The organism is Bradyrhizobium sp. LB14.3 (genome assembly GCF_040547985.1).
Classification (GTDB): Bacteria; Pseudomonadota; Alphaproteobacteria; order Rhizobiales; family Xanthobacteraceae; genus Bradyrhizobium.
Genome location: NZ_JBEPQT010000001.1, coordinates 719707 through 745167, shown reverse-complemented (window position 1 = coordinate 745167; position 25461 = coordinate 719707). Strand labels below are relative to the sequence as shown.

The following is a 25461-nucleotide window of genomic DNA, read 5'->3' as shown; positions in this document are numbered from 1 at the left end:
GAAGATCCCGCTTGGAGACATTCAGACAAAGAACTACCGTTCCCATATTGCTATGGGTTTCGAACCGACAATCGCTGGGTTAAGCGTCGCTTACGTGCACATCGCCGCCGATTTGCACGCTCGCCCCGTTTCCGATACCGCGCTGGTCTCAAGATCGTGGGCGCCGCTGACGCCTTAAGGAATACACTATGCCGAAGGACTCGCAACGAAATTGATTCACACTTGAGGCGCCAAAAAACTTGATCTGCGTTAACGCCGCGCGCGACTTGTGCACAGGCTTCAGACCAAGGTTTTGGATTCGTGCACAGAATCGAAAGAGCCGCGCCTTGTGTGACAATTCTCCGCCACTGCCAAAAATTCTTTACAAAAGCGTCACGCGGCGAGACGCGCGGGCGATTTTTCCAAATGCTTGGCGTCACTATGTCGATAAGTGATTAGCGAGACACCGTTTTTTGAGTCTCGTTTCACAGGGTAACTCCATCGCCTGGCGCGATCCGGTGAAACTACGGTGTGAAGAACGCGCGGGCGCAGGAATTCAACTTGAGCCCGCCTCGCAAGGGCTTTTTGCACCGCGGTGAAAAGTTTCCCCTGTTGCAAAATCACCCGCAGGTAGAACTAATGGTGTGGACGCCGCGATCCTTCGATCGAAGGTCGGTCGCGCCTGACTGCTTGCGTGACTATGGCTGGCAACAAAAAAGCCCGGCGTGATGCCGGGCTGTTTGACGCGTGCGATGTGCGACCGGATCGTCCGATCGAACGAAGGCTTGCTAGGTCACTCGCCAGATTACTCGCGGGCTTACTTGGCGAGCTTGGCGATCTGCGCGGTGAGCCGCGAGACTTTGCGGCTGGCGTTGTTCTTGTGAATGATGTTGCGCTGGGCGGCGCGCATCAAAGCGGGCTCGGCATTCGCCAGCGCCGTCACGGCGGCGGCGCGGTCGCCGGTCTTGATGGCTTCTTCGACGTTACGCACGGCACCGCGCATCTGGGTGCGGCGCGACTTGTTGACGGCGGTGCGGCGGGCGATCTTGCGCGTCGCTTTCTTGGCGGAAGTGGTATTGGCCATGGTCTCAATGTCCTTTGCGGGTACCGGTCGCGTCTTGGTCGGTAGCGCCGGCTTGCTTGACCGCGTAATCGACGCTCGGAATTAGGGTGTTCGGTTGCTAGGCTGTTCCCGGAACATGAGCGACAGCCTTGCGGCTGTCTCTGAGGCCCAAAGAGCCTCTAAGCCCAAAGAGCCTGCAACTGCTCAAAGAACAGCGGCGGCAGGATTGCGCCCGCCGCCAGTTGGCGCCCTTATAGAGAGGGTCTTTGGCACCGTCAACGCTTTCCCGGGCTGGAAAACCAGCCCCTAGGGCCTGGATGAGTGCCGTAACGCCCTGAAGAGGTTGAATTTCTGCCGTCTCCCTTGTATTGGCTGGCAGCGTTACGAGGATCGTCCGATCGGACGACCATATAAGGTGAAGCATGATCCGCGGCTTTTTCCGACTGATTGGGCTGTTGCTGCTCGCCGGCGGATTCATCTTCATGGTCTATGACGGCGCCCGCTGGGTGGCCGACCAGACCCTGCGGTTCACCCGCTTCGGCCAGTTCTGGAACGACATCAATCAGGGCAGCCAGACGGCGTTTCGGACCTGGGTCGAGGCCAAGGCGCCATGGCTCTGGACCTCGGTGATCCGCCTGGTGCTGGATCAACCGGTTTTCGCCGTCCTCGGCATTCTGGGCATCCTCCTGATGATCCTGTTTCGCCCGCGCAAGCCGCTGATCGGTTATTCCCGGGATTGAGCTTTCAATTCCCGCGACTGAGCCGGGGCGCGCGCGGCGTAACAGGGCTGCCCCTTGCGGCGTAGATCCCTATATTCCCATCTGATCGCGAGCATGCCGCCTGAGCACCTGTCTCAAGCGACCGACAGCTCGTTGCGGAGATTCAATCATGCTTTTCATGCGCAAGACCACCGCATTGCCGAGCGCCACGGAAGCGCTGCCCGGCCGTGCGCAAGCTATTCCGACCGCGACCAGCCATTTCGTCAACGGCGCGAAGTTGCAGCCGCCTTATTCCGCAGGCCTCGAGCAGGCGGTGTTCGGGCTCGGCTGCTTCTGGGGCGCGGAGCGCAAGTTCTGGGAGCTCGGCGACGGCGTTTACGCCACCGCCGTCGGCTATGCCGGCGGCCACACGCCGAATCCGACCTATGAAGAGACCTGCTCAGGCCGCACCGGCCACACCGAAGTGGTGCTGGTCGTGTTCGATCCGAAAAAGATCTCCTACGAGAAGTTGCTGACGATTTTTTGGGAGAGCCACAACCCGACCCAGGGCATGCGTCAGGGCAATGACGTCGGCACGCAGTACCGAAGCGCGATCTACACTTATCGGACGCGCAGAAGAGAACGGCCGATCAATCGAAGGCGCTCTATCAGAAGGCGCTTGCCGCAGAAGGTCTCGGCGCCATCACCACCGAGATCGCACTCGCCGGCGAATTCTATTTTGCCGAGGACTATCATCAGCAATATCTGGCGAAGAATCCCGCCGGCTATTGCGGTCTGGGCGGCACCGGCGTGTCCTGCCCGATCGGCGTCGGTGTGAGCGCGTAAGCTGGCGACGAACTTGTTGTACCTCTCCTGCAAGAGCAGGGCAGCGGCATTTGAGAGCAGTTTCCTGCGGCCCATCCTTCGAGACGCCCGCTTTAGGCGGGCTCCTCAGGATGAGGATGGAGTGTGCGGCAACAGTTTCAACAGGCACCGATGCCGATTAGCCTCATCCTGAGGAGACCGCAGAGCGGTCGTCTCGAAGGACGAGGCGCGCGTTCAGGCTGGCCCAAAAGGCCATATGCGATAGCATTGCCCGCAAGCGGGAGAGGGAGCGCAGCGCGCATCGTCGGGCCCCTCAACGCTTTATTAACCATAACCGGTGCAACACTGGATCTGTCTCGTTTCGAGGGATAGGTCCGGTGCCGGTTGCACGCGCGTTTCGATGGTCGATCTTAGCAACGTCCTTGGCAGCGTCCGCCGCGCTTGCGCTTGGCGGCTGCATGCAGACCGCCGGCCCCGTCGCGGTGATGCAGCCGCGCGCCGATCTCGACTCCATGGCCTATGGCCAGCCCTATTACGCGCCACAGCCGGTCGTCGTCGGCGACGGGGGCGGCGCCATCGGGGCTCTGCGCAATTCCTTTGCCTCTTCGCCTGCGCCCATGCCGGTCGGTTATGCCGCACCGATGGCCGCGCCGGTCCGCTACGATTCCTCCTACCATCTCGATGCCGGCGACAGGCTGCGCGTCGTGGTCTATGGCCAGGAAGGTCTCACCAACAGCTACGCCATCGACGCTGGCGGCTCCATCACCATGCCGCTGATCGGCGGCGTGCCGGCACGCGGTCGTACCCCGGCCGGCCTCGCCGGCGACATCGCCGCACGCTTGCGCAACGGCTTCATCCGCGAGCCTTCCGTGGCCGTGGAGATCGAGGCCTATCGCCCGTTCTTCATCCTCGGCGAAGTCTCCGCGCCCGGACAATATCCTTACGTACCGAACATGACGGTCGAAAGCGCCGTCGCGATCGCGGGCGGCTTCTCGCCGCGCGCCAAGCGCGACGTGGTCACCGTCACGCACACCGAAGCCGGTGGCTCCATGCGCGCTGTCGTCCCGCTCGGCACGCCCCTGGCCCCCGGGGACACCGTGTTTATCGGCGAGCGCTGGTTCTAGCTCACCGCCTGAAATCCAGCCGTCCGTTCGGAAAACATCCGTCGATCCTGTTGGCGTCGACCACGAGCCCGATCCATGGCCGCGTGATCGCCGGCGTGGTCAGGTTGATATATTTTCCGACCAGGCGACCCGCGCCGTCGCGCGCGGCATCGATCAGCCCGTGCCGACGACCGTCGTCCCAGGCGAAACGCAGATAGATCCGCTCGCCTTTGACCTGAACCTCGGCGCGTCCCTGCTTCCATTTCTCAGCCGTATCGCCGGCGATGGTCGGATCGGCGCCGCCATTCCAGCGGCTCGCCCAGAGGCCCTCGATCGGATCGGACATTGTCGCGATGGAGGCCCATGCCGTCGCGTTGCCGTCGGTTGCATCGCCGGATAACGTGGCGGTCGCGGCATAGTCCGTCACTTCGGAATCATCGGGCGAGGGGACGTCCATGGTTCCGAATGGATTGCCGATGACGAGGTGCGTGATGGCTTGCTGCATGGCGGTCTCCTGGCGTGAGCTGGCTTGATCCGCCTGCTCTATCGCCACGCGCCGTAAGGCAGCCACCCGATTCCTGCTCTCCTCATTCCGGGCCTGCGCCGCTCGACGCATCCCGGAATGACGGCAGCAAGTGCGGCCCTATTTCAAATGCTTCGCAAAAAAATCCATGCTGCGCGGCCAGGCGATGTCAGCGCTGGCTTTGTCGTAGCTCGGCCGCTCGTCGCAATGGAAGCCGTGCTGGGCGCCCGGATAGACGAAGACCTCGACATCCGGCCGCTTGGTCTTGACGGTCTCGACGTCGGTCAGGGGGATGCCGGTATCCTTCTCGCCGAAATGCAGCTGCGTCGGCACTTTCGGTGTCTCGTCGGCAAAGCGCACGACCGCGCCGCCGTAATAACCGATCGCGGCCTTCAGGCCCGACAGCCGCGTCGCCGCGACGAAGGCGATGCTGCCGCCGAGACAGAAACCGATAATGCCGACCGGGCCGACGCTCTTCACCGCATCGATCGCCGCCTGCGTGTCGCGCAGCATCGCCTCCCAATCCGGGCTGGCGACGAACTTGCGCGCTTCCGCGATCTCGTCAGGCGTGTAGCCCGACTGGAAGCCCGGCGACGTCCGGTCGAAGATCGACGGCGCGATCGCGACATAGCCCTCCCCGGCGAGGCGATCGCAGACCGAGCGGATGTGATGATTGACCCCAAAGATCTCCTGGATCACCACCACCGCGCCCTTCGCCGTGCCCGAGGGCTCAGCGCGATAGGCACCGAACTGGAAATTGTCGGAAGCCGTCAGATTGATGTCTTGTCCCACGCGGGTTGTCCTTTTTTGTTGACCGTCGATCACGAACTCCGCTCGCATCCCTCATCCTGAGGAGCTTGCGAAGCAAGCGTCTCGAAGGATGCAGGCCGAGAGGTGGCAGCGAGGGCCTGCATGGTTCGAGACGGCGCTTCGCGCCTCCTCACCATGAGGATCACTCCCACATCCAGTTTTCGCCGTAGTCTTCCTTCCATCCTGCCAATCGTCCGTGACGGAATTGCAGGAACAGGCGATGGCGAGAGGGTATCAATCCGCTGCCACCGATGTTGCGCAAAGCGAGGTAGATCTCGCTGCCGGGACGTCCGCGAACGTATCGCAGCGGCTGCCCCAGGGCGCGCGCGGTCTGCTCGGCGTCCATGCCGAAAGCGAGCGGCGTATTGTTCGACAACGTCGCGACAAAAGGGAGGCGCGGCGGCATGGTGCCGAACGGCTCGGCCTGCGCAGATACCGATAGCAACACCGCGCCCGCCGCCAACATCGCTCGCTTCATTGCCAGTGTTCCTGTCCGACCGTCCTATCCCGGCAAGTTCTTCAGGAAAGGCACCACCGCGTCAACAAAAGCCTGCGGCTGATCGATGTTGACGGCATGCCCGGCGGCGGGGATCACGACCTTTTGCGCGCCGGGAATTTTCACCGCCATGTAATCGGACGCTGCGAGGAACGGCGTGTCGTCGGCGCCGACAACGATCAGCGCCGGCACCTTGATATCCGGCAGCAGCTCGATCACCTTCGCATCGCGCTGGGTCAGCATGCCGCGTGCGGCAAGCGCCAATCCCCTGGCGTTGCGATGGCTGGCCGTGGCGCGCTCGCGCGTCGCTGCCTTCAGCATGTCGAGGCCTTCGCGATCGAGCCTGTCGGCAGTGGCGAGCGCTCGCGCGTTCCAGGCCTCGCGCGCGTCGTCCTTCTTGAAGCCCGGGCCGGTGTCGATGATCAGCAGCGCGCGGGCGCGCATCGGAAGCGCGCGAGTGAAAGCGAGTGTCATGTAGCCGCCGAGCGACAGCCCGCCGATGATGGCGCGCTCAGCGCCGGCTGCATCGAGGATCGCGGCCATGTCGCCGACGGTCAGCGCCTCGCTGTAGGCGGCGGGATCGTCGGGATAGTCGGACTGGCCGTGACCGCGCATGTCCCACAAGATCAGCTTGTGATCCCCGGCAAGCGCATCGACCTGCCCATGCCACATTGCCGAGGTCGAGGAGTAGCCATGGGTCAGCAGCAGTGGCGGCCCCTCGCCATGAACCTCGTAATAGATTCCGACGCCGTCCCGATCGATCCTTGGCATTGCTTCCACCTGTTATCGTGTTTCTTGGCCCATCCTAACGCGCCGGGTTACTCGGAGGAAACCGCCTGATTGCGATGGCTCGCATGCCTGGCGCCGCACTCGGTTGCGTTCAGTGGCTGCAACATCGCCCTTGTCGCGACGCACAACGAGCAGGCGGCGCGTTTGTTTCGATCGATTCCAAATTGCATTTGCCTCCGCCGCTGAACCCGATCATTCTTGCGGGCAAGGCTGGCGCCGGCCCGGTGGGCGTCCGCGACACAAGTTGCCGCCGTAAGCGGCTTCATGCACCGGCAGGGGAAGACGCCTATGCCAACTCTCACCATCAACGGGCGGAGTATGTCCGTGGATGCGGCGAACGACACGCCGCTCCTCTGGGCGATCCGCGAGCAATTGCAGATGACCGGCACCAAGTTCGGCTGCGGTGCCGGCCTGTGCGGTGCCTGCACCGTGCACGTCAACGGCGAAGCCGTGCGTTCGTGCCAGACCATGGTCGGCGATGTCGCCGGCAAGAAGATCACCACCATCGAAGGCCTCGCCGCCAAGGGCGATCATCCCTTGCAGAAGGCATGGATCGCCGAGCAGGTTCCGCAATGCGGCTACTGCCAATCCGGGCAGATCATGCAGGCGGCTTCGCTGCTCGCGAAGAATCCCAATCCGACCAAGGAAGAGGTCGTGGCGCATATGGACGGCAATCTCTGCCGTTGCATGACCTATTCGCGGATCCAGAAGGCAATCATGCGCGCCGCAACCGAGATGCGCACCGCATCCGCCTCCGGCAACGAACGGAGGCCCACATGAACCGGCACGTGAAGAACGTCACATCAGAGACATCAGATCTTAGCCGCCGCTCCTTCCTGGTCGGCACCGCCGCAACCGGCCTCGTGCTCGGTTATGCCGGCGTACCCGGCATCGGTGAGGCGCTTGCGGCGCCCTCCAACTTCGAGCCCAGCGTCTGGTACGCGATCGCGCCCGATGGTCTTGTCACCGTCACCTGCGGCAAGGCCGACATGGGCCAGCACATCGCCTCCACCATGGCGCAGATCGTGGCCGAAGAGTTAGGGGCCAAATGGAGCGACATGCGCGTTCAGCTTGCCTCCAACGATCCGAAGTTCAACGACCCCGTGCTCGGTGCGCAGATCACCGGCGGCAGCTGGTCGACCATGATGAACTTCGACGCCATGAGCCGCGCGGGTGCCGCGGGCCGCATGGCCTTGACGGAAGGCGCGGCCGCCGCGATGGGCGTGCCGGCCTCCGAGCTCGTGGTGCGCGATTCCATGATCGCGCATCCGAAGTCGAAGAAGCAGATGTCGTTCGCGGATGTCGTCAAGAGCGGTAAGGCGACCAAGACCTTCACGCCGGACGAGCTGAAGGCGATCAAGCTGAAGACGCCGGATCAGTACACCATGATCGGCGTGTCGGTGCCGCAGCTCGACATCCCCTCCAAGACCAACGGCACGGCCAAATACGGCATCGACGTGATGATTCCGGGCATGGCTTATGGCGCGGTGGTCACGCCGCCGGTGCGCTTCGGCGCCACGGTGAAATCGGTCGACGACAGCGCCGCCAAGAAGGTGCCGGGCTTCATCAAGGCCGTCACCCTCGACGACAAGACGCAGACGACGTCGGGCTGGGTGGTGGCGGTGGCCAGCACCTACGCCAACGCCAAGAAGGCCGCTGCCGCGCTGAAGATCAGCTATGACGGCGGTCCCAACGCGAAGGTGTCGAGCGAGTCGCTGTATGCCGAGGCCAAGCGGCTGCAGGCTCTCGACGATTCCGGACAGTTCTTTGTCAAGGACGGCGATCCCGTGGCCGCGTTCGGCACGGCGGCCAAGGTGCTGGAGGCGGAATACACCACCAGCATCAACATCCACGCACCGATGGAGCCGATGAACGCCACCGCGGAGTTCAAGGGCGACATCCTGCACATCTATTCCGGCAACCAATTCGCGACGCGCTCCGGCGGGATCGCCGCGGGCGCAGCCGGGATCGATCCGAAGTTCGTGGTCATGCACCAGATGTGGCTCGGCGGCGGCTTTGGCCGCAGGCTCGATGCCGACATGATGATTCCGGCGGTGCAGGCGGCGAAGGCCATCGGCAAGCCGGTCAAGGTGATCTACACGCGCGAAAACGACATGACGATGGACTTCTCGCGTCCGCTCACCCTGCAGAAAGTGAAGGCCGGCGTGGACGGCGACGGCAAGCTCATCGCGCTCAGCCACGACGTGGTCTCGGCCTGGCCGACCCAGCGCTGGGGAATCCCCGATTTCCTGACGCCGTCGGTCGACAAGAAGGGTCCACTCGACTCCTTTACGGTGAACGGGGCCGACTTCTTCTACACCGTGCCCAACCATTATGTGCGCGCGATCAAGAACGAGATGGCGCACAACGCCACCCCGTCCGGTCAGCTCCGTTCGGTGGCGCCCGGTTGGACGTTCTGGGCGGTCGAAAGCATGATCGACGAGATCGCGGCCGCGACCGGCAAGGACCCGGCGCAGTTCCGCATCTCGCTGCTCGACGGCGCCGGCAAGAACGACGGCGGCGCGCAGCGACTCCGCAACACGCTGCTCGCCGCGATGGGTCTCGCCGGTTACGGCAGCAGGAAGCTGCCGAAGGGTGAGGGCATGGGCGTCGCCTGCGTGTCGTCGCAGGAACGCGCGACCGCAAGCTGGACGGCCTGCGTTGCCCATGTCGCCGTCGCGCCGTCGGGCGAAGTAACCGTGAAGAAGCTCACGGTCGCAACCGACGTCGGCACGCAAGTGCATCCCGACAACATCCGCGCCCAGGTCGAGGGCGCGGCGCTGTGGGGCCTGTCGCTGGCGATGTACGAGAAGGCGACGCTGAAGGATGGTGGCATCGAACAGACCAATTTCGATAGCTACACGCCCTTGCGCATGAGCCAGATGCCGGAGGTCGCGATCGCCGTGATCGCCAATGGCGAAAAGGCCACCGGCGTCGGCGAGCCTGCCGTGACGGTGATTGCACCCGCGATCGGCAACGCCATCTTCAACGCCTCGGGCGCCCGCGTCCGAGCCCTGCCGATCACGGCCGAAGCCGTAAAGGGCGCGATGAAGGCGTAAGCCGGCCGCGATTGACCTGACATGATCCGCCGGAGGGCAGCCTCCGGCGGATTTGTCTTTGGAAAAACCCTTTAGTTACAAGCACATCCCTACTGTGCATGGGGTTGTTTTCGCCCTTTTGAGTGGAACCGCTCGGGGAGGCGAAATCCGTAAGATTGTCCCTGATTCCGCAGGGGTCCATTGAGCACGCCTCTTAAGGGCCGGAGAACCTGATCCGGCTTAGGCTGACGCCAAATCCAGTCCCGTGTGCTCTTGGGGAAGCCATGAACGCCTCAGCCAAAACCGCCGCCAAACGCCGGCTTCTGCTCGCCTCCGACCGGAGCGACGAGAGCACCGAGCTCGCCAGCATCCTCAAGGCGGTCGGCGACGTCGCGACGGTGACGACCCAGGAGCTCCCCGAGCAGCCTTCGCGCGAGCTCTCCGGCCTCGTGGTCGACATCAATTTGCGCTCGCCCGAAAGCGTGCAGCGGGTGCGCAACAAGCTGCGCGGCGACGCCTATCGCGCGATGCCGCGGCTGTTCGTGCTTGCGGACGCCCTGCATCACGGCACCATGCAGGCTTGGGCGCTGGGCGCCACCGACACCATCTCGCGGCCGCTTCAGCCCGAGGCTATCCTGCAGCGCATCCGTGCGGCCTTCCCTGACACCGCCGTCTATGACGCGTCCGATCGCGGCAAGACGCTCAATCGCGGCGTCGAGGCGGCGCATGCGATTCTGAAGAAGATGTTCGAGAAGCTGCCGCTCGGCGTGCCGCTGACCTTCGACGACGTCATCGCCGCCGAGAGCAAGATCCTGAAGGCGATCAAGCACTCCTCGCTGCGCGAATGGCTCACCACGGTGGGCTGCCACCATGTCGGCAGCTACCGCCACTGCCTGTTCGTCACCGGATTTGCAGTCTCCTTCGCTCAGCACCTCGGCATGCGCGAGGACGATCAGCGCCGGCTGACCCGGGCCGCGCTGCTGCACGACGTCGGCAAGGCCTTCGTTCCCTCCGCGCTGCTCGACAAGCCCGGCAAGCTCACCGACGAGGAGATGGCCGAAGTCCGCCAGCATCCGCGCCGCGGCTATGACGCGCTCGCAGCCCAGGGCGGCTTCCCGCCGGAGATGCTCGACGTCGTGCTGCACCACCACGAATTTCTCGACGGCTCTGGCTATCCCAACGGGCTTTCGAGCAACCAGATCAGCGACATCGTGCGGGTCACGACGATCGTCGACATCTACGCCGCACTCGTGGAGAAGCGCGCCTACCGCATGCCCTTCACCCATTCACGCGCGTTTGCGATGATGGAAGGCATGGGCGGCAAGCTGGACCAGCAGCTGTTGCAGGCGTTCCGCCCGGTGGCGCTGGGATCGTTCTGAAGCATCATCCTACGAGCTACCGCACCATCCTCCTCAGCTCCGCCTTCGCCACCTTCTCCAGCGTGGAGCGGGGCATGTCGTCGACGAAACGAATTTCGCGCGGCACCTTGAAGTCGGCGAGGCCGGCGCGGCAGGCGGTCATGACGGCTTCGTGCAGATCGGGCCGCGCACCGGCGACGCCACCCTGCGGGATGATGAAGACGACCGGCACCTCGTCCAGCATCGGATGCGTCTTCGCCACCACGGCGGCCTCGCGCACGCCGGGGACGAGTGCGACCACCTGCTCGATCTCGGACGCGGCGACGTTCTCGCCGCCGACCTTGAGCATGTCCTTGCTGCGGTCCCCGAAGCGGATAGTGCCGTTCTCCAGCCGCACCACGCGATCACCGGTGAGAAAGAAGCCGTGCTCGTCGAAGCTCTCGCGTGTCGCCTTCTCGTTGTGCAGATATTCGGCGAACAGCGACAGGCCGACGATGCCCTTGATCGAGAGATTGCCGGTGTCGCCGACCTGCGTCGGCCTTCCGTCATCGTCGGTGATGCGGATCTGGTATTCGCTCGCGGCGCGGCCGATCGACATCGGGACGTTGGGCTGGTCGACCTCGCCGACGATGCCGTGGGTGATGGTCTCGGTCATGCCCCACCAGCCGATGATCTTGACGCCGAAAGCGGCGAAGGCCGGCGGCTCGTTGATCGCGGTGCCCCATAAGCGAAATTTGTGATCGCGCGGGACCTCCTGCTCGAGCAGCGCCTTCATGCAGAACGGTATCGTCGAGGTCCAGGTCGAACCGTGCTCGCGCGCGACGCCCCAGAACCGGCTGGCGGAAAAGCGCGGCTGGATCACGCAGGTGGCGCCAACCCATAGCGCCGCCAGCATCGAATAGGCCAGCGCATTAGTGTGGAACAGCGGCAGATAGGTCTGATGCACGTCGCTTGCGTGCAGATCCTCGTGCGCGGCGTTGATCTTGGCGCCCCACAGCGCATTGGCGTGGGTCCACAGCACCGCCTTTGGACGCGATGTCGTGCCCGAGGTATATTGCACGCTGCATGGCGCGAGCGGATCTGCCGCACGCCTGGGACGATCGGCGCTGTCGGCGAACAGCGCTTCGAAACTGTCACCGCGTGAGACCGCTTGCGCAGGCGCCGCGCCCGAATCATGCGAGATCACTGCCATCCAGCGGATGTTGCGGCAGTTCTGCGCGACGATCTCGGCATAGGCCGGCTGTGTGATCGCGGCGACCGCGCCGCAATGATCGGCGAAATAGTCGAGCTCGGCTGGTGCCGAGCGCGTGTTGGTGGTCACCGCGATGGCGCCGAGTTCGACACAGGCAAACCAGGCCAGCAGCGCCTCGATGCAATTGTCGAGATGAATGAGCACATATTCGCCTGGCTTCACGCCGCGCTTCGCCAGTCCCGCCGCGAGCGCGCCGACCCGCTCGTGAAACTCGCGATAGCTCCAGTGCCGTGCGGGCGCGTCGAACGGCGCCCAGATCAGGAACGGATGTGAGCTGCGCATTTCGGCGCGCATCTTCAGCAGCGAGGGCACGTCGAGCCCGTCGAATGGGCTCACGATTCCGGCGGCCGTGTCGTTCGGCATGTTTGCTCCCGTGCAGCCTGCTTCTGGTTGGCGGCTGTCTTCAGATTATTGTCGGGAGCTCTTTTGCCATTGGATGGCGCAGGGAGCAAATGCGCTGGTCAATCCGCGTACGACGAAATCTCGATCAAACTCCCATCCGGATCCCGGCAATAGACCGAGCGCAGCGTGCCGCGGGCACCCTGCTTGGGAACCGGGCCTTCCTCGATCGCGACGCCATATGCCTTCAAATGCGCCACCACCTCGTCGGGCGCGGCGGAAGTGAGAAAGCACAGATCCTCGCCGCCGGCGGTCTGGTGGTCCGCGGTGAACCACTCCGCCTTGTCGGCATCGCGCGGCCGGACGTTGATCTTCTGGTTACCGAATTGTAGCGAAGTCCGCGGCGCTTTGCCGCCGCCGGGGTCGAACACCTTGACTTCCATGCCGAGAATCCTGCCGTACCAATCGGCGGTCACTGCGACGTCCGCGACGTTGATCACGAGATGATCGAGGGCTTCGACCTTGACCGGCATGCGTTATCCTTTCGTCGTGATGCGCCCCGTGGACTTTCCGCCTGCGGCAAGCTTTGTTACAACCGCATCGACGCCACTTTCAAGCTGTCTGGCTTCAAGAACAACACGTTGGGAGAACCCTTGAGATGATCACTCGCCGTACCGCGCTGAGCCTGCTCGCCGCCAGTCCGCTTGCAGCCAGCCCGCTGTCGAAGGCACTTGCCGCCGATTATCCGGCCCACCCGGTGAAATGGGTGGTCGGCTATCCGCCGGGCGGGGCCACCGACATTCTGGCGCGGCTGATCGGCCAGCGGCTGTCGGAGAAGATCGGCCAGCAATTCGTGATCGAGAACAAGCCGGGTGCCGGCAACAATATCGCCACCGAATCGGTCGTCAACGCCGAGCCCGACGGCTACACGCTGCAACTGGTCAATCCGGCCAACTTCATCAACGCCTCGCTCTACACCAATCTGAAGTTCAACTTCGTGCGGGACATCGCGCCGATCGCCTCGTTCCAGCGCGTGCCGAACGTGATGACCGTCAACAAGGACGTGCCGGCCAAGACCGTCGCCGAGTTCATCGAATACGTGAAGGCCAATCCCGGCAAGGTCAACATGGCCTCCTCGGGCAACGGCACCTCGGTGCATCTGTCCGGCGAGATGTTCATGGCGCTGACGGGCTGCAAGATGCAGCACGTGCCCTATCGCGGCGCCGCGCCCGCGATCACCGACATGCTCGGCGGCCAGGTGCAGGTGATCTTCGACAACATGCCCTCGATCATCCAGCACATCCGTTCCGGTTCGCTCCGCGCTATCGGCGTCACCACGGCGGAGCGCTCGCCGCAATTGCCCGACGTGCCGGCGATCGGTGAGACCGTGAAGGGCTACGAGGCGAGCGCGCTGTTCGGCATGGGTGCGCCGAAGAACACGCCCAAGGAAATCATCGCCAAGCTCAACGGAGAGATCAACACGCTGATGAAGGAGCCGGACATGACCAAGCGCCTGGTCGAGCTCGGCGGCGAGCCGCGGGTGCAGACGCCCGAGGCGTTCGGCGAGGAGATCAAGGCCGAGACCGAGAAGTGGAAGAAGGTCGTCGATTTCGCCGGCCTGAAGATCGAGTAGCGATCTTGTGATGTCCGTGATTGGAGCCCTGCCGTTCGGCAGGGCTTTTTTCTTGGGTGCCAAGACCCGTCGATCTGGAATAAAACGGCGTGGCGAAACCTGATGCTATATGGCGCGTATCTCGCGCCGTGAGGAGAGGAGTTGGGATCATGCGCAAGACACAATTGGCGCTGCTGGGCCTTGGCGCGACGGTCCTTGCCGGCTTCGCCACTGTCACGCCCGCGGCGGCACGCGACTACCCATGGTGCGCCCAGGGCGGGGAATATGATTATCCCGGTGAGTGTGCTTACAGCACCTATGAGCAGTGCCAGGCCAGCGTGTCTGGACGGCTGCTGTATTGCGGGCCCAATCCGCGTGTCGCCTACGGTCAGGCGCCCCTGCCGCAATCGCGGTCGTCCCGGCGCGTGCGGCCCGTCGCGCCGTATTGAGGAGCTCGCGGTTTGACCTGGGCGCCCGGATGGCGCGGAAGCGGAATCCGGGCTACGCAGACGTAGCCCGCGTTGTCGCTACCGCTTGGCGTCGGCCTGCTCGGTCCCGTTGCACGAGATCAGCATCGTGTAGGGCCGCGCGTTGCCGGCGATGTCGGTGGTCTTGAGCTCTCCCTTGAGCTCTCCCTTGGGCTCGGAGGTCTGGTAGGGCACCACGCTGTTGTCGAGGAAGTCGCGCAGCGCGCCGGTCTTGATGGCGAAGTTGATGTTCTCGGGAATGTTGCCGGTCGCGGCGGCGATGCGCAATACGGGGATCTTTGCGGTGACAACGCCCACGATCTGACCGGTGGTGTCGAACAGCGGGCCGCCGCTATTGCCGGGCTGCACCGGCGCGCTGATTTGCAGGAAACGCGTGTCGTTGCGCATGCCGCTGAGCGAGCTGACGATACCGGTCGTCACGGTGAAGTCCGACGTGAGCAGGCCATGGAAGGGAAAGCCGATTACGATGACCGAATCGCCGGAGCGGATCGAGCGGTCGCGAATCCGCGCAAAGTCCTTGAATGTCATGGTCGATGGCGCCTGCAAGAGCGCGAGATCGTTGTTCGCGTCGCTCGACACGACGCGCAGCGCCATCGAGGCCTCGCCGGTGAGATTGCCTTTGATGTCGCCGACACAGCCGTCGATCACATGGTTGTTGGTGACGACGTGGCCGTTCGCGCTGACCACAAAGCCGGTGCCGCTCCTGGCCCTGGCAGCTTTGCTGCCGACCGGTGGCGCCTGCTTGTCCGGCGCGGGCTGCGGCTTGGCGGCGATCTTGGTGAAATCGCCGGCCTTGCTGAGCCCATCGGCCTTCACCTTGGTCGCGCAGTTGGCCAGGGCCGCGATCACGGGCCCGGTCGAGGTCAGGTCGAAATTCAGGACCGCGCGGCCGGCCGTCGCGACCATCAGGCTCGCTTTCTGGAACGTTCGCACGACGTTGGCAGGCATGACGGCCGTGAGCATGTTCGGCTGATTGGCCGTAGCAAACAGCCTAGCCTGCTCCTGTCCATCGAAGATGACGTCAATCGCGGCGTTCTCGCCCTTGTTGAAGCGGTAGCTGGGACTCGCAAAGGCCAGCGACCATATGCCGGCAGCATTGTAACCCACGACAAGGATGACGCCGTTCGCGTAAGGTGTCGTCGCGGCGCAATGCGAGAAAGCTCCCGTTTCATCATTGCTGAACGCGCCGCCGATCCAGTTACCGACCTTGACGCTGCCGAACGGCCCGGCCGCATGCGCTGCGCTGAAGATGCTCACCTGCAATAAACACGCAACGATTAATGACTTAAGCCACATACCTTCCCCCGGGAACGCTTTTGCGCGCATCTTAGCTGCGAGAGGAGGTGCTGCGCAACCGGCAGTTGTCGGGCCGTGCAGGCGGTCTCGGAGCGACCTTCCGGCTTGCCTTTACTTTGCAATCCTATATACTTTGCAATACAAAGTAACGGGACCAGCATTCCCGGCAAGCGTGGGCGGAACGAGGTTTTGGCGTTGCCAATGCGCGATCTCGACAAGGCACTGGCCGACATCGTGGCGATCCGCAGCCAGATCGCGGCCGGCACGGCATTCCGCGGTTACGGCTCGGCGACGATGGCCGCGACCGGCGCGGTCGCGCTTCTCACCGCAATCCTGCAATTCTGGCTGCTCGGGGATCCCACCAGCGAGCCGCTCGGCTTCTTCTTCGGCTGGTTCATTGCCGCCGCGCTCTCCGGCCTGATCATCGGCGTCGAGATGCGCGCACGTTCGCGCCGCCATCACTCGGGTCTCGCCGACGCCATGATTCACCAGGCAGTCGAGCAGTTCCTGCCCGCAGGTGTGGCCGGTGTTCTGCTTGCGGTGGTGATGTGGAAGTTCGCGGGCGAAACGCTGTGGTTGCTGCCGGGCCTGTGGCAGATCCTGGTGTCGCTCGGCATTTTCGCCTCCGTCCGCTCGCTGCCGCGCACCGTCGCACTCGCCGGCGCCTGGTATTTCATGTCCGGCTTTGCGGTGGTGGTGCTGGCGAGCCAAACCCACACGCTGTCGCCATGGACCATGGGCCTGCCCTTCGTGATCGGGCAGTCGGTGATGGCGGGCATTCTGTATTTCGCGTCCGGAGACCATGATGTCGAAGACTGACAGCGCGCCCTTCTCTTATGAAGGACTGGACCGCGTGATCCACGAGAAGGCGAGGCTCGGGCTTCTGACCTCGCTGATGGCGCATCCGAAGGGTCTGGCGTTCGCCGATCTCAAGCAACTCTGCGGCCTCACCGACGGCAATCTCAGCCGGCATCTCGCCGTGCTCCAGGAAGCCGGCCTCGTCGAGGTGACCAAGGGCTATGAGGGCAATCGCCCGCACACGACCTGCCGCCTGACCAAGGCCGGCCGCCGCCGCTTCCTCGACTATCTCACCGTGCTCGAACGCCTGGTGCGCGACGCGGCCAAGGCCGCCGGCCGCGAGGCGACGCCGCTCGGCCGTCTCGGTATCGTCTCGACTTGATCTTCCCTTTTTTGACCGGAGACTTTGCAATGCAAAGCGACCTTATATCCCGCAACGAGAAGCTTCACGTCGGCGTCATCATGGACGGCAACGGCAGATGGGCGACGCGGCGCGGCCTGTCGCGCATGCGCGGCCACGAGGCCGGCGTCGAGGCGATCCGCCGCATCGTCGAGGTCGCACCCAAGCAGGGCATCGGCACGCTGACGCTCTACGCCTTCTCCACCGACAATTGGCGAAGGCCGAAGGCCGAAGTCGCCGCGCTGATGACGCTTCTGCGCTTCTATCTCGCCAATGAGGTGCAGAGCCTGGTCAAAAACGGCGTCCGCCTCACCGTGATCGGCCGCCGCGACCGCCTGCCCGACGGCATCGCCAACGCGATCGCGCGCGCCGAGGCGGCCACCGCACACGGCAGCACGCTTCATCTGCGCATCGCTGTCGACTATTCCGCCCGCGATGCCATCCTCAACGCAGCGGCGAAGGCGGCGGCGCTGACGAGTCTGACCCGCGAGGCGTTCTCGCAGCTCGTCACCGGCGAGGCCGGTTTGCGCGACGTCGATCTCATCATCCGCACCTCGGGTGAGAAGCGGCTGTCGGACTTCCTGCTCTGGGAAGGCGCCTACGCCGAGTTGCACTTCACCGAGCGGATGTGGCCTGAATTCGACGCGGGCGATCTCGCCGCGGCCCTGGTCTCCTTCCACGGTCGCGAGCGTCGCTTCGGCGGCCTCCAGGCGATCGTGCCGGAGGAGGTGCCTTCACTCTCTCGCGTGTGACGCAGAAAGGCGGGGCAACGGTCCCTGCGGCTGTCATGTGCGATGTCTTCGGGTTCAGTCGGGGGATTGGGCTTCTTTCAGGGAGTGGGACGGACGATCACGCCAACCAACCGTAGGACAGCGAGGAACAGTCGATGACGGCGGCGCGGCCTGAACGGCGCGTCGGAAAGCGCGAGACCGCCTGAACGCGGTCATGTGTGACGTACGGCCTGGGAGACTGGTAGTCGATCCACCTCACCAAGCGCCTGTCGCGATAGCCGGGCTTGCCGTGAACTTGAGCGCTGCTGCTCGCGCGCACGCTGGCGCAGTGGCTCAACGTCGCCAACACCTATCTCGCCGACCTCAAGCAGCAATATGCCGGCCATGGCACCCATCTGATCATGGTCGGCGAAGTGCTCCAGAGCATGATCAACCTGCCGCCACTCAAGGTCTCGCCAGGCTAGGATCGGCAATCCGATCCAAGGATGTGAGCCAGTCGGGCGCCGCCTCGATGGAAGCTGCGGGCCGCTTCAGGAGCGCTTCGTCGGCTGGGACGGCTTTGTCACCTCAAAGACGTCGTGGCTTGCCTGCGCGATGCCGGCCTCGACATCGCCGACGAGGTCAAGTCCAAGGGTGATCTCGCAAAAGTGCAGGCGCCGTTCAACGCATGGGCGGCTCACGCCAAGCTCAGCGACGGCGCGGACCGGGACATCCGGATCGTCGAAGCCGCCGGGTAGCATTGTTCGACCGCCGGATCGTGGACATCCTGTGGCGATCTCGTGCCGCGAGCGCGGCGAATGAAACTCGCGATCACGAAATGAATTCTGTCGGAACATTTGTGCGCAGCACCCGTTCGGAAGATTGAGCCAGGCGAATATCGACGCAGGGAACCTGCTCTGGCTCGGCTCAATGAAACCGACGTGACAGAAACGGAGCAGCTCATGAAGCTCACATCCGAACAGGTGAAGCAGACCGTCAACCAGCTCGGCGCTCAGGTGCTGCCCGACGAGCATCCCGCCATGCCGCAGCTCAACAGCATGTTCGGCGAGCACACTTTCTTCGTCGACGATATGGGGCTGAAGGTCGTCGAGCCCACGGCGCCGCCCGGCACCGAGCGCCAGAGCGGCGAAGTCGTCAGCCTCGCCAACTGGGGCGATCCCGAGCTGACCCGCCTGATGGCGCATGAGCCCGAGCCGACCGGCGTGATCGTGGTGTTCGAGCACGTGAGGCATTGATAGGTCTGAGCCGATCGAATTTGATCGGTGGCGGTTCTGAATCCCGCCACCGATCAGGACGGGTTTAGAACCGCTAGGTTCAAATGCCGAAAGTCAGCTGCGGCTCTGCATCGTCCCCCATCTGGAGGGCAGACAGCGATACCCCCAGCAGCCTGACACGCTTGGGTAGCGGCATTTCGAATTCGAGCAGGCCGCAAGCCAACCGCTCCAGATCGTCCCGGCCCGCAACCGGCGCCACGACGGATTTGCTGCGCGTGATGATCTCGAAGTCGGCAAATTTGATCTTCAAGGTGACGGTGCGGCCCCGGTTGCCGGTGGCCTCGCAATGGCGCCATACCTTGTCGACGAGCGGCTTGAGCTCGGCGACCAAGGCGTCCAATTCGGTGAGGTCGCTTGAGAACGTGGTCTCCGCGCCGATTGACTTGCGGATCCGGTCGGCCCGGACCGGCCGTTCGTCGACACCGCGCGAGATCCAATAGTAATAGGCGCCCGACTTGCCGAAATTCGCATTCATGAACTCCAGCGTCTGACGACGAATATCGAGGCCGGTGAACATGCCGAGCGCATTCATCTTCGCGCCGGTCGCCGGGCCTATGCCATGGAATTTTCCGACGGGCAACGCCTCGACGAAGGCGGGTCCCATCTCCGGCGAGATCACGAACTGACCATTGGGCTTGCGATGATCGGAGGCGAGCTTGGCCAGAAATTTGTTGTAGGAGATGCCCGCCGATGCGTTGAGGCCCGTCTCGGCCTTGATCCTCTCGCGGATCCGCAGTGCGATGTCCCGCGCCAGCGGAATGTCTTGCAGGTTTTCCGTCACGTCGAGATAGGCCTCGTCGAGCGACAACGGCTCGATAATGGGAGTGTGCTCGGCGAAGATGTCGCGGATCTGCCTGCTGATTGCCTTGTAGACCTCGAAGCGCGGCTTGACGAAGATCAGATCGGGACATTGTCGCTTCGCAGTCACGGACGGCATGGCAGAGCGAACGCCGAACGTGCGGGCCTCATAGCTGGCGGCCGCGACGACGCCGCGTTCCGCGGAGCCTCCCACTGCAACCGGCTTTCCGCGCAGGTCCGGATTATCGCGTTGTTCCACGGACGCATAGAAAGCATCCATGTCGATATGGATGATCTTGCGGACGGGCGAGGCATCGCCGGTCATGGTGTCGGATTCGCTCATGGACAGATGATACAATTGCGCGACGAGAAGCGCGAGGTGACGTGTGATTCACAGCGCAATCTCACGCTTGTGAGTGGCAAGCATGACCCCGCGATCTAATATGAGCTCGCGGAGGGACAGCCAATGCAATACAGTTCCGAGCTCATTGTGACGATGCGTCAGGCGCTGGAGGCCGTGATGGCGAGCGTGCCGGCCGACCAGTCGGTGTTCGGCCTGAAAGCGGCCGTAGCCGAATGCATCCTGAAGGCGGCCGCACACGGTCAGACGTCGTACGACGGACTGGTGACGTCGGCTTCCGACCAGATCCAGGCGATCATCTCGATGCTGACGTGAGCGTGGGGCCCGGCTGGGCATGTGCCGTGCGTTCGAGCGTAAAGTATCGACCATTGGCAGTCGCGTAGCAGGCGAGTGTGGCCTTGATCAGTAAGTCATTGAAATTTCCAGCCATTGGATCAGTGCAAGACGGCGCTAGGAGAGGCAGCCTGCCGAAACAAATCCCGCCCCACGGCATCGAGTACCAGCCTAGCCCCGCCCGGTGACAGATGTATCGTATCGGTCACGATCACCTCGCCGGCCGGCGTGCGCACGAGGCATTGTTGCCGCTCATCGCACAGCACCTTCCGCAACGACACATAATCAACGCCGGCGGATTTACTGAAAGCGGCCATCAGATCATCCTCTGCAGGCCCGGATACCCCGGCGCCGAGCCGGTCAGGAATCTCGTGCGCGAAGCGATAGTGGTTGATGATCGCGTGCGGCAGCGTGCGCTTCCACACCGGCGGCGGCCCGACGATGACCACGCGCGCTACCCCGGTGCTCCGAAGCGCGGCGATGGTGCTGCCGAGCTTGTTCATGTCGGTATCGAAACCCCACATCGCATGCAGCACGACGATATCGGGGTGAGATTCCTTGATGACGGCAATGGCCCTGCCGTTGCTCTCGACGCAGGATGCATTCGGTCCCGCATCGAGGATCGGCGCACAGCCCGGCGCATTCAAACGCCCCACGCGGAACGAGGCTTCCCTTGCCGCATCCGCCGCGGCCGGATAGAGGGCCGCGGCGGATGAATCGCCCCACAGCAGGAGCAGCGGCTTGTCGCCCTGCTCGATGCAGTTCGCATCAAAGCTGCTCCCCGGCGCCTCCAGGAAACAGTGGTCCCTGAATGCGGGATTGTCATCGGTGCTGACGGTCGCGATTGCCTGTAGCGCCAGCGGAAATCGCGAGACAAAGCCGGCGGAGAGGATCGTGGCGATTCCGATCACGCCGACCAAGGCGAGCGCGATCGACAAAGCCGGCGCGGCATTGCGCCGATGACGAACCGGCGATTCGATGTAGCGATAGGTCAGGATTGACAGCACGGTCGCGGCGAGAACTGCGGCCCATATCTCGATGAAATTCGGAACCCCGTGCCGTACAATTCCGAGATAGGCCAGCAGCGGCCAGTGCCAGAGATAGAGTGGGTAGCTGATGAGACCGAGCAGCACGGCGGGCCGGCTCGACAATAGCACGCGGTTGACCGCGGCATTTGGCGACGCGATCACCAGTGCAGCGCCGATAACGGGGAGCAATGCCAGCGCCCCCGGAAAGGCCATCGCGCGATCGAACAGCAGAGCGGAAGATGCGATGGCACCAAGGCCAATCGCGCCGAGAAGGTTGCTCCTGCTTTTTCGAACGAGGTTGGCCTCGGCCACGAGCCCGCCGATCAGCAGTTCCCATGCCCGCGGCAAGGGGGCGTAGAAGCCCCACTCCAAGTTCGTCCTGGCCAGAGCCACGCCCGCCACCAGCGACAGCGCGATGGCGCCGAGGATGTATTGACGCCGGTGCGGCGAGCGCGCCAGCAGGCCGAGCGCCAGCGGCCAAAAGATGTAGAACTGTTCCTCGACACCGAGCGACCAAAGGTGGAGAAGCGCGTTCTCTCCGGCGAGTGGCGCAAAGTAGCTGGCCTGCCCGAGCTGGAACAGGTTTGAGGCGAAGAGAACGCTGGCGACGATGTTCTCTCCGAGCAGCCGGAACTGTGGAGGCAGCAGGATGGCGTATCCGAGCGCATAGGTGGCCAGCAGCACGGCGATCAGGGCCGGAAAGATGCGCTTGATGCGGCGGCCGTAGAATGCCGCGAGCGAGATGCCACCAGGCGTCAGTAGTATCCGCGTGATCAGAAAGCCAGAGATGACGAAGAAGACGTCAACGCCGACGAAGCCGCCGGGCAGCATCCAAGGGTGCGCGTGATAGCCGACGACCAGCAGGATTGAGACGGCACGCAGCCCGTCAATGTCTGGCCGATAGTTTTCCGACGGCTTCATCGACTTCGCAATAGCGAAATTCTTATCGAGACACAATCCGACACGAAGTGGCAACTCATGGACATGATCGTGATCGGCAAGTTCCAGGCGGTGCCGTGCCAACTTCGGAGGTTGCGTCCTTGGGCCAACCTTCAATCGCGTTGAAGGCGACAATGCGCAGGGTAGGCATCGGGTAGCGACCGGTGCAGCGCCGTCTTCGTCCCAAGCGCGCACATCCAGACCTCGCGCTCCTCATCTGTGGTGCGGATGACCGGCATGCCCTTGAGGACGGATCGGCTCGACGGGTGTGTTTGGCGCCGTCGTAAGGAAACCGTAGACATGGTGCGGTCCCGGAATGGGCTTCGACTTGGTCCCGGCAATCGATCCATGCTTCTTGCTTCGCCGGTGAACACGGAATTGAGCGAGAGCTTTGGGATCAGTCGGTTAGGCAGCGGTCCTAACAGCTGTCGGCCTCCTCATCTGGCCTGCGATAATGCGTTTGTGGACAGATTGAAACACGACCGTGCAAAACGCTACGGCGAGCAAATTGGCGAGCGTTCAGGAACATCTCGCGTTGCGCACGGCAGGATCCGAAAGTAGAGCGGAAAGACGGCACAGCCCTCCGTGTTCTCGCGAACGTCGGACAGTCCCGTCGATCTTTACTTCGACGGGTGTCGGGGCGCTCTTCCCGATCGCCAAAGACAGTGAGTTTCTCAGGTCGACGGGATCGCTGACGCGCACGGTTCCCGTCCATCTGCCCGTTCCGTCCGCGCGCCGAAGGCGATTTGGATTACCTGGTCGGTTCGGCGTCGGTCGAGCTGATGAAGTTGTCAATGTGTCGTGCGAACGGGTGCGGATCGTGCGCACTGCTATTGCATAAATTACGGTTGCGCGGCTCCCGGTGCTTCGGGCCTCAAATAGACGATCAGACAGCAACAACACAAGCCCAGCCCGACCAGCGGGAATTTCAACGCCACGGCCGCGGCCACCGCGAAAACACCTAACGTCACGATGGAGCGGATGCGCATGGTCCGGCGCTCGCCGGCCGAAACCTCGTTAAGCGAAATTCGCGCCATCAGCTCCCAGATCAAGGCGACGTAGGTCGCGTTCACCAGGAAGAAAACCGCCGCATAGAACGCGACCGGTTGCGGTGCGAGCTTGCTCACGGCCATCCAGGCGGTGGAGAGCGGCAGCAGCGACACTGAAAACAGATGCGCGAAATTAAACCAGATCAGGCGCGGCGTCGCGTCGGTGGCGTAGTGCATGAGATGGTGGTGATTGGCCCACACGATCGCAATGAAGAGGTAGCTCACGGCATAGCTGAGCCCTGTCGGCCACAGCGACAGCAGGGCATCGAACGTCGGAAGCTCCGGCGGGCGCAGTTCCAGAACCAGCACCGTGATCAGAACAGCGAACACGCCGTCGGAGAACGCGCTCAGTCGCTCCGGGGGCCGTCTCGCATGTGCCATGGCTGTCACCCCGCCGGTTTCGTGTCGTGTCGAACTCAGAGCGCCGGTCAGATCGACTTGACCTCGCCGCCATCCATCCTCAGCGTCGATCCCGTCATCCAGCGGGCACCCGGCGATACCAAAAAAGCCATCAGTTCTGCAATCTCTTCCGGCTCGCCATAGCGTGCGATGCCGGCATCCTGCGGGAATTTGGCGGTGGCCTCCTCCACGGCCATGTTGTGCAGCGGCGCCCAATGCGCGAGGTAGGAGCGGCGCCGGCCGGTCATGACCGGGCCGGGCAGAACGCTGTTGACCTGGACGCCGTCGGCGATGCCGCGATCCGAAAACGCTTTCGCCAGCGCCACGATCGCCGCGTTGATGGTCCCGACAGCGGCGTAGGGCGCCTTGGGAAATTGCGCCGAATTCCCCGACATCAGCACGACAGCGCCTTTGCTTTCTTTCAACGCCGGCCATGCCGCCATCGTCAGCCGGCGGGCGCCGTGGAATTTCAAGGCAAGGCCGCCGTCCCATTGCGCGTCGGTCATCTCGAACAGGTCGATCTGCGGCACCGCGCCTGCAATATTGAGGAGGGCATCGATCCGGCCGAAGGCTTTGAGCGTCCGGTCGACCACGCTGTTTGCCGCCGTCACCTCGGCAAGGTCGATGTCGAGGACGAGCGGTTCGGCACCGGCCGCCTTCACGGCGTCCGCCGTCTTCTCGAGATTGGGACGGTCGCGCGCGGCGAGCACGACCGACGAAAAGTCCCGCGCGAGACGGATCGCGGTGGCGCGGCCGATGCCCTGGCTGGCGCCAGTGACGATGGCGACTGATTTCGGCATGTGATTTCTCGTGCTGTTAGACGTGGCGGATGAGGAATTCGCGCATCGCCGCCGCGATCTCGGCGGCATGCGTTTCCAGCGCGAAATGGCCGGTGTCGAAGAAACGGACCACCGCATCGGGAATGTCGCGTTTGAAAGCCTCGGCGCCGGGCGGCAGGAAGAACGGATCGTTCTTGCCCCACACCGCCAGGAACGGCGGCTTGTGGGTGCGGAAGTAATTCTGGAATGCCGGGTAGAGCGCGATGTTGCTCTTGTAGTCGCCGAACAGGTCGAGCTGGATCTCGTCGGCGCCGGGGCGCGCCAGATAGAAATTGTCCAGCGACAGGCCGTCGGGCGAGACGCTCGCCTCGTCAGTCACGCCGTGGGTGTATTGCCAGCGCGTCGTTTCCGGTGCGAGGAAGGCGCGAAGCGCGTCGCGGTTGGCCTGCGACGGCTCTTGCCAATAAGCCTTGATCGGAGTCCAGCCCTCGCTCAGCCCTTCTTCGTAGGCGTTGCCATTCTGCGAGATGATCGCGGTGATACGATCGGGGTGTTTGGCGGCAATCCGGAAACCGGTCGGCGCACCGTAGTCGAAGACGTAGATCGCGAAGCGCTTGAGGCCGATCACTTCGGTAAAGCGGTCGATGACATCAGCGATATGGTCGAACGTGTAGGTGAAGTTACTCCGCGCCGGCATGTCCGATTGGCCGAAGCCGGGCAGGTCGGGCGCGACGATATGGAAGCGATCGGCGAGCAGCGGGATCAGATCGCGGAACATGTGGCCCGCGCTCGGAAACCCGTGAAGCAACAGCAGTGTCGGAGCGTCGGCCGCCCCGGCCTCGCGGTAGAAAATCTTGAAGCCATCGATATCGGCGGAGCGGTATTTGATCCCGGTCATCGGAA

Annotated in this window: 25 protein-coding genes and 3 pseudogenes; 15 read left to right on the top strand and 13 right to left on the bottom strand. The window is 63.5% G+C overall.

Annotation, left to right across the window (positions count from 1 at the left end):
* Nucleotides 1-796 precede the first annotated feature (796 nt).
* The gene (gene rpsT / locus ABIB00_RS03445; protein WP_007598259.1) at nt 797-1063 is read right to left on the bottom strand and encodes a 30S ribosomal protein S20; all 267 of its coding nucleotides are present in this window, start codon (nt 1061-1063) and stop codon (nt 797-799) included.
* A 401-nt stretch (nt 1064-1464) separates the two neighbouring features.
* On the opposite strand from rpsT, the gene ABIB00_RS03440 reads away from it, so the two are divergent.
* From ABIB00_RS03440 to ABIB00_RS03430, 3 genes and pseudogenes are all read left to right on the top strand, one after another.
* Nucleotides 1465-1782 carry a hypothetical protein gene (locus ABIB00_RS03440; RefSeq protein ID WP_247351545.1) on the top strand — a complete coding sequence of 106 codons (318 nt, stop codon included), beginning with the start codon at nt 1465-1467 and terminating at the stop codon, nt 1780-1782.
* A gap of 292 nt (nt 1783-2074) precedes the next feature.
* Nucleotides 2075-2586 (top strand): annotated as a pseudogene (msrA, locus tag ABIB00_RS03435) (peptide-methionine (S)-S-oxide reductase MsrA).
* A gap of 356 nt (nt 2587-2942) precedes the next feature.
* On the top strand, nt 2943-3689 hold the full coding sequence (locus ABIB00_RS03430; RefSeq protein WP_354103372.1) for a polysaccharide biosynthesis/export family protein: 747 nt from the start codon (nt 2943-2945) through the stop codon (nt 3687-3689).
* A gap of 1 nt (nt 3690) precedes the next feature.
* Here the strand turns inward: ABIB00_RS03430 and ABIB00_RS03425 are convergent, their stop codons facing one another.
* From ABIB00_RS03425 to ABIB00_RS03410, 4 genes are all read right to left on the bottom strand, one after another.
* On the bottom strand, nt 3691-4173 hold the full coding sequence (locus ABIB00_RS03425) for a hypothetical protein (protein ID WP_354103371.1): 483 nt from the start codon (nt 4171-4173) through the stop codon (nt 3691-3693).
* Nucleotides 4174-4311: 138 nt separating this feature from the next.
* Complete coding sequence (locus ABIB00_RS03420) at nt 4312-4983, bottom strand: dienelactone hydrolase family protein (protein WP_354103370.1); 672 nt, start codon at nt 4981-4983, stop codon at nt 4312-4314.
* Between the two features lie 160 nt (nt 4984-5143).
* Nucleotides 5144-5479, bottom strand: coding sequence for a hypothetical protein (locus tag ABIB00_RS03415; protein WP_247351555.1), 336 nt, complete (start codon nt 5477-5479; stop codon nt 5144-5146).
* A gap of 24 nt (nt 5480-5503) precedes the next feature.
* Nucleotides 5504-6268, bottom strand: a complete 765-nt coding sequence (locus ABIB00_RS03410; protein WP_354103369.1) for an alpha/beta fold hydrolase — start codon at nt 6266-6268, stop codon at nt 5504-5506.
* A 306-nt stretch (nt 6269-6574) separates the two neighbouring features.
* Here ABIB00_RS03410 and ABIB00_RS03405 point away from each other — a divergent pair, with 306 nt between their 5' ends.
* The 3 genes from ABIB00_RS03405 to ABIB00_RS03395 all read left to right on the top strand — a co-directional run bounded on the left by ABIB00_RS03405 (nt 6575) and on the right by ABIB00_RS03395 (nt 10703).
* On the top strand, nt 6575-7066 hold the full coding sequence (locus ABIB00_RS03405) for a (2Fe-2S)-binding protein (RefSeq protein ID WP_027514647.1): 492 nt from the start codon (nt 6575-6577) through the stop codon (nt 7064-7066).
* Nucleotides 7063-9345, top strand: a complete 2283-nt coding sequence (locus ABIB00_RS03400) for a xanthine dehydrogenase family protein molybdopterin-binding subunit (RefSeq protein WP_354103368.1) — start codon at nt 7063-7065, stop codon at nt 9343-9345. Before ABIB00_RS03405 ends, ABIB00_RS03400 begins: the two co-directional genes overlap by 4 nt.
* A gap of 263 nt (nt 9346-9608) precedes the next feature.
* Nucleotides 9609-10703, top strand: a complete 1095-nt coding sequence (locus ABIB00_RS03395; protein ID WP_354103367.1) for an HD-GYP domain-containing protein — start codon at nt 9609-9611, stop codon at nt 10701-10703.
* 16 nt (nt 10704-10719) lie between these two features.
* Here ABIB00_RS03395 and ABIB00_RS03390 read toward each other — a convergent pair whose 3' ends face one another.
* Complete coding sequence (locus tag ABIB00_RS03390) at nt 10720-12297, bottom strand: AMP-binding protein (protein ID WP_354103366.1); 1578 nt, start codon at nt 12295-12297, stop codon at nt 10720-10722.
* 98 nt (nt 12298-12395) lie between these two features.
* Nucleotides 12396-12806, bottom strand: a complete 411-nt coding sequence (locus ABIB00_RS03385) for a VOC family protein (RefSeq protein ID WP_354103365.1) — start codon at nt 12804-12806, stop codon at nt 12396-12398.
* Between the two features lie 125 nt (nt 12807-12931).
* On the opposite strand from ABIB00_RS03385, the gene ABIB00_RS03380 reads away from it, so the two are divergent.
* Entirely contained in the window at nt 12932-13906 is a 975-nt protein-coding gene (locus ABIB00_RS03380) for a Bug family tripartite tricarboxylate transporter substrate binding protein (RefSeq protein ID WP_354103364.1), read from the top strand.
* A gap of 149 nt (nt 13907-14055) precedes the next feature.
* Nucleotides 14056-14334: a DUF3551 domain-containing protein gene (locus ABIB00_RS03375; RefSeq protein WP_247351570.1), complete on the top strand. Its 279-nt coding sequence runs from the start codon at nt 14056-14058 to the stop codon at nt 14332-14334.
* A 78-nt stretch (nt 14335-14412) separates the two neighbouring features.
* Here the strand turns inward: ABIB00_RS03375 and ABIB00_RS03370 are convergent, their stop codons facing one another.
* Nucleotides 14413-15669 (bottom strand): S1C family serine protease, encoded by a 1257-nt coding sequence (locus ABIB00_RS03370; RefSeq protein ID WP_354103363.1) that lies wholly within the window; start codon nt 15667-15669, stop codon nt 14413-14415.
* A 201-nt stretch (nt 15670-15870) separates the two neighbouring features.
* Between ABIB00_RS03370 and ABIB00_RS03365 the strand changes: the two genes are divergently transcribed.
* The 6 genes and pseudogenes from ABIB00_RS03365 to ABIB00_RS03340 all read left to right on the top strand — a co-directional run bounded on the left by ABIB00_RS03365 (nt 15871) and on the right by ABIB00_RS03340 (nt 18833).
* Entirely contained in the window at nt 15871-16488 is a 618-nt protein-coding gene (locus tag ABIB00_RS03365; RefSeq protein ID WP_247351576.1) for a hypothetical protein, read from the top strand.
* The gene (locus ABIB00_RS03360) at nt 16475-16849 is read left to right on the top strand and encodes a transcriptional regulator (protein ID WP_247351578.1); all 375 of its coding nucleotides are present in this window, start codon (nt 16475-16477) and stop codon (nt 16847-16849) included. Before ABIB00_RS03365 ends, ABIB00_RS03360 begins: the two co-directional genes overlap by 14 nt.
* 29 nt (nt 16850-16878) lie before the next feature.
* Nucleotides 16879-17619 carry a di-trans,poly-cis-decaprenylcistransferase gene (locus tag ABIB00_RS03355; RefSeq protein ID WP_247442028.1) on the top strand — a complete coding sequence of 247 codons (741 nt, stop codon included), beginning with the start codon at nt 16879-16881 and terminating at the stop codon, nt 17617-17619.
* Nucleotides 17620-17897: 278 nt separating this feature from the next.
* Nucleotides 17898-18062 (top strand): annotated as a pseudogene (locus tag ABIB00_RS03350) (cyclic nucleotide-binding domain-containing protein); the annotation flags it as partial.
* A 34-nt stretch (nt 18063-18096) separates the two neighbouring features.
* Nucleotides 18097-18335: pseudogene (locus tag ABIB00_RS03345) on the top strand (hypothetical protein); the annotation flags it as partial.
* Nucleotides 18336-18539: 204 nt separating this feature from the next.
* Nucleotides 18540-18833 (top strand): hypothetical protein, encoded by a 294-nt coding sequence (locus ABIB00_RS03340; RefSeq protein WP_247351582.1) that lies wholly within the window; start codon nt 18540-18542, stop codon nt 18831-18833.
* Nucleotides 18834-18912: 79 nt separating this feature from the next.
* On the opposite strand, the gene dinB is transcribed toward ABIB00_RS03340, so the two are convergent.
* A complete protein-coding gene (gene dinB / locus ABIB00_RS03335) occupies nt 18913-20013 on the bottom strand; it encodes a DNA polymerase IV (RefSeq protein ID WP_354103362.1) in 1101 nt (366 codons plus the stop codon).
* Between the two features lie 123 nt (nt 20014-20136).
* Here dinB and ABIB00_RS03330 point away from each other — a divergent pair, with 123 nt between their 5' ends.
* Complete coding sequence (locus ABIB00_RS03330; RefSeq protein ID WP_247351587.1) at nt 20137-20346, top strand: hypothetical protein; 210 nt, start codon at nt 20137-20139, stop codon at nt 20344-20346.
* 119 nt (nt 20347-20465) lie between these two features.
* Here ABIB00_RS03330 and ABIB00_RS03325 read toward each other — a convergent pair whose 3' ends face one another.
* From ABIB00_RS03325 to ABIB00_RS03305, 4 genes are all read right to left on the bottom strand, one after another.
* Nucleotides 20466-22313, bottom strand: coding sequence for an acyltransferase family protein (locus ABIB00_RS03325; RefSeq protein ID WP_354103415.1), 1848 nt, complete (start codon nt 22311-22313; stop codon nt 20466-20468).
* Between the two features lie 860 nt (nt 22314-23173).
* Nucleotides 23174-23761, bottom strand: coding sequence for a TMEM175 family protein (locus ABIB00_RS03315; RefSeq protein WP_354103361.1), 588 nt, complete (start codon nt 23759-23761; stop codon nt 23174-23176).
* Nucleotides 23762-23808: 47 nt separating this feature from the next.
* On the bottom strand, nt 23809-24579 hold the full coding sequence (locus ABIB00_RS03310; RefSeq protein ID WP_354103360.1) for an SDR family oxidoreductase: 771 nt from the start codon (nt 24577-24579) through the stop codon (nt 23809-23811).
* A 16-nt stretch (nt 24580-24595) separates the two neighbouring features.
* Nucleotides 24596-25456 (bottom strand): alpha/beta fold hydrolase, encoded by an 861-nt coding sequence (locus tag ABIB00_RS03305; RefSeq protein WP_354103359.1) that lies wholly within the window; start codon nt 25454-25456, stop codon nt 24596-24598.
* Nucleotides 25457-25461 lie beyond the last annotated feature (5 nt).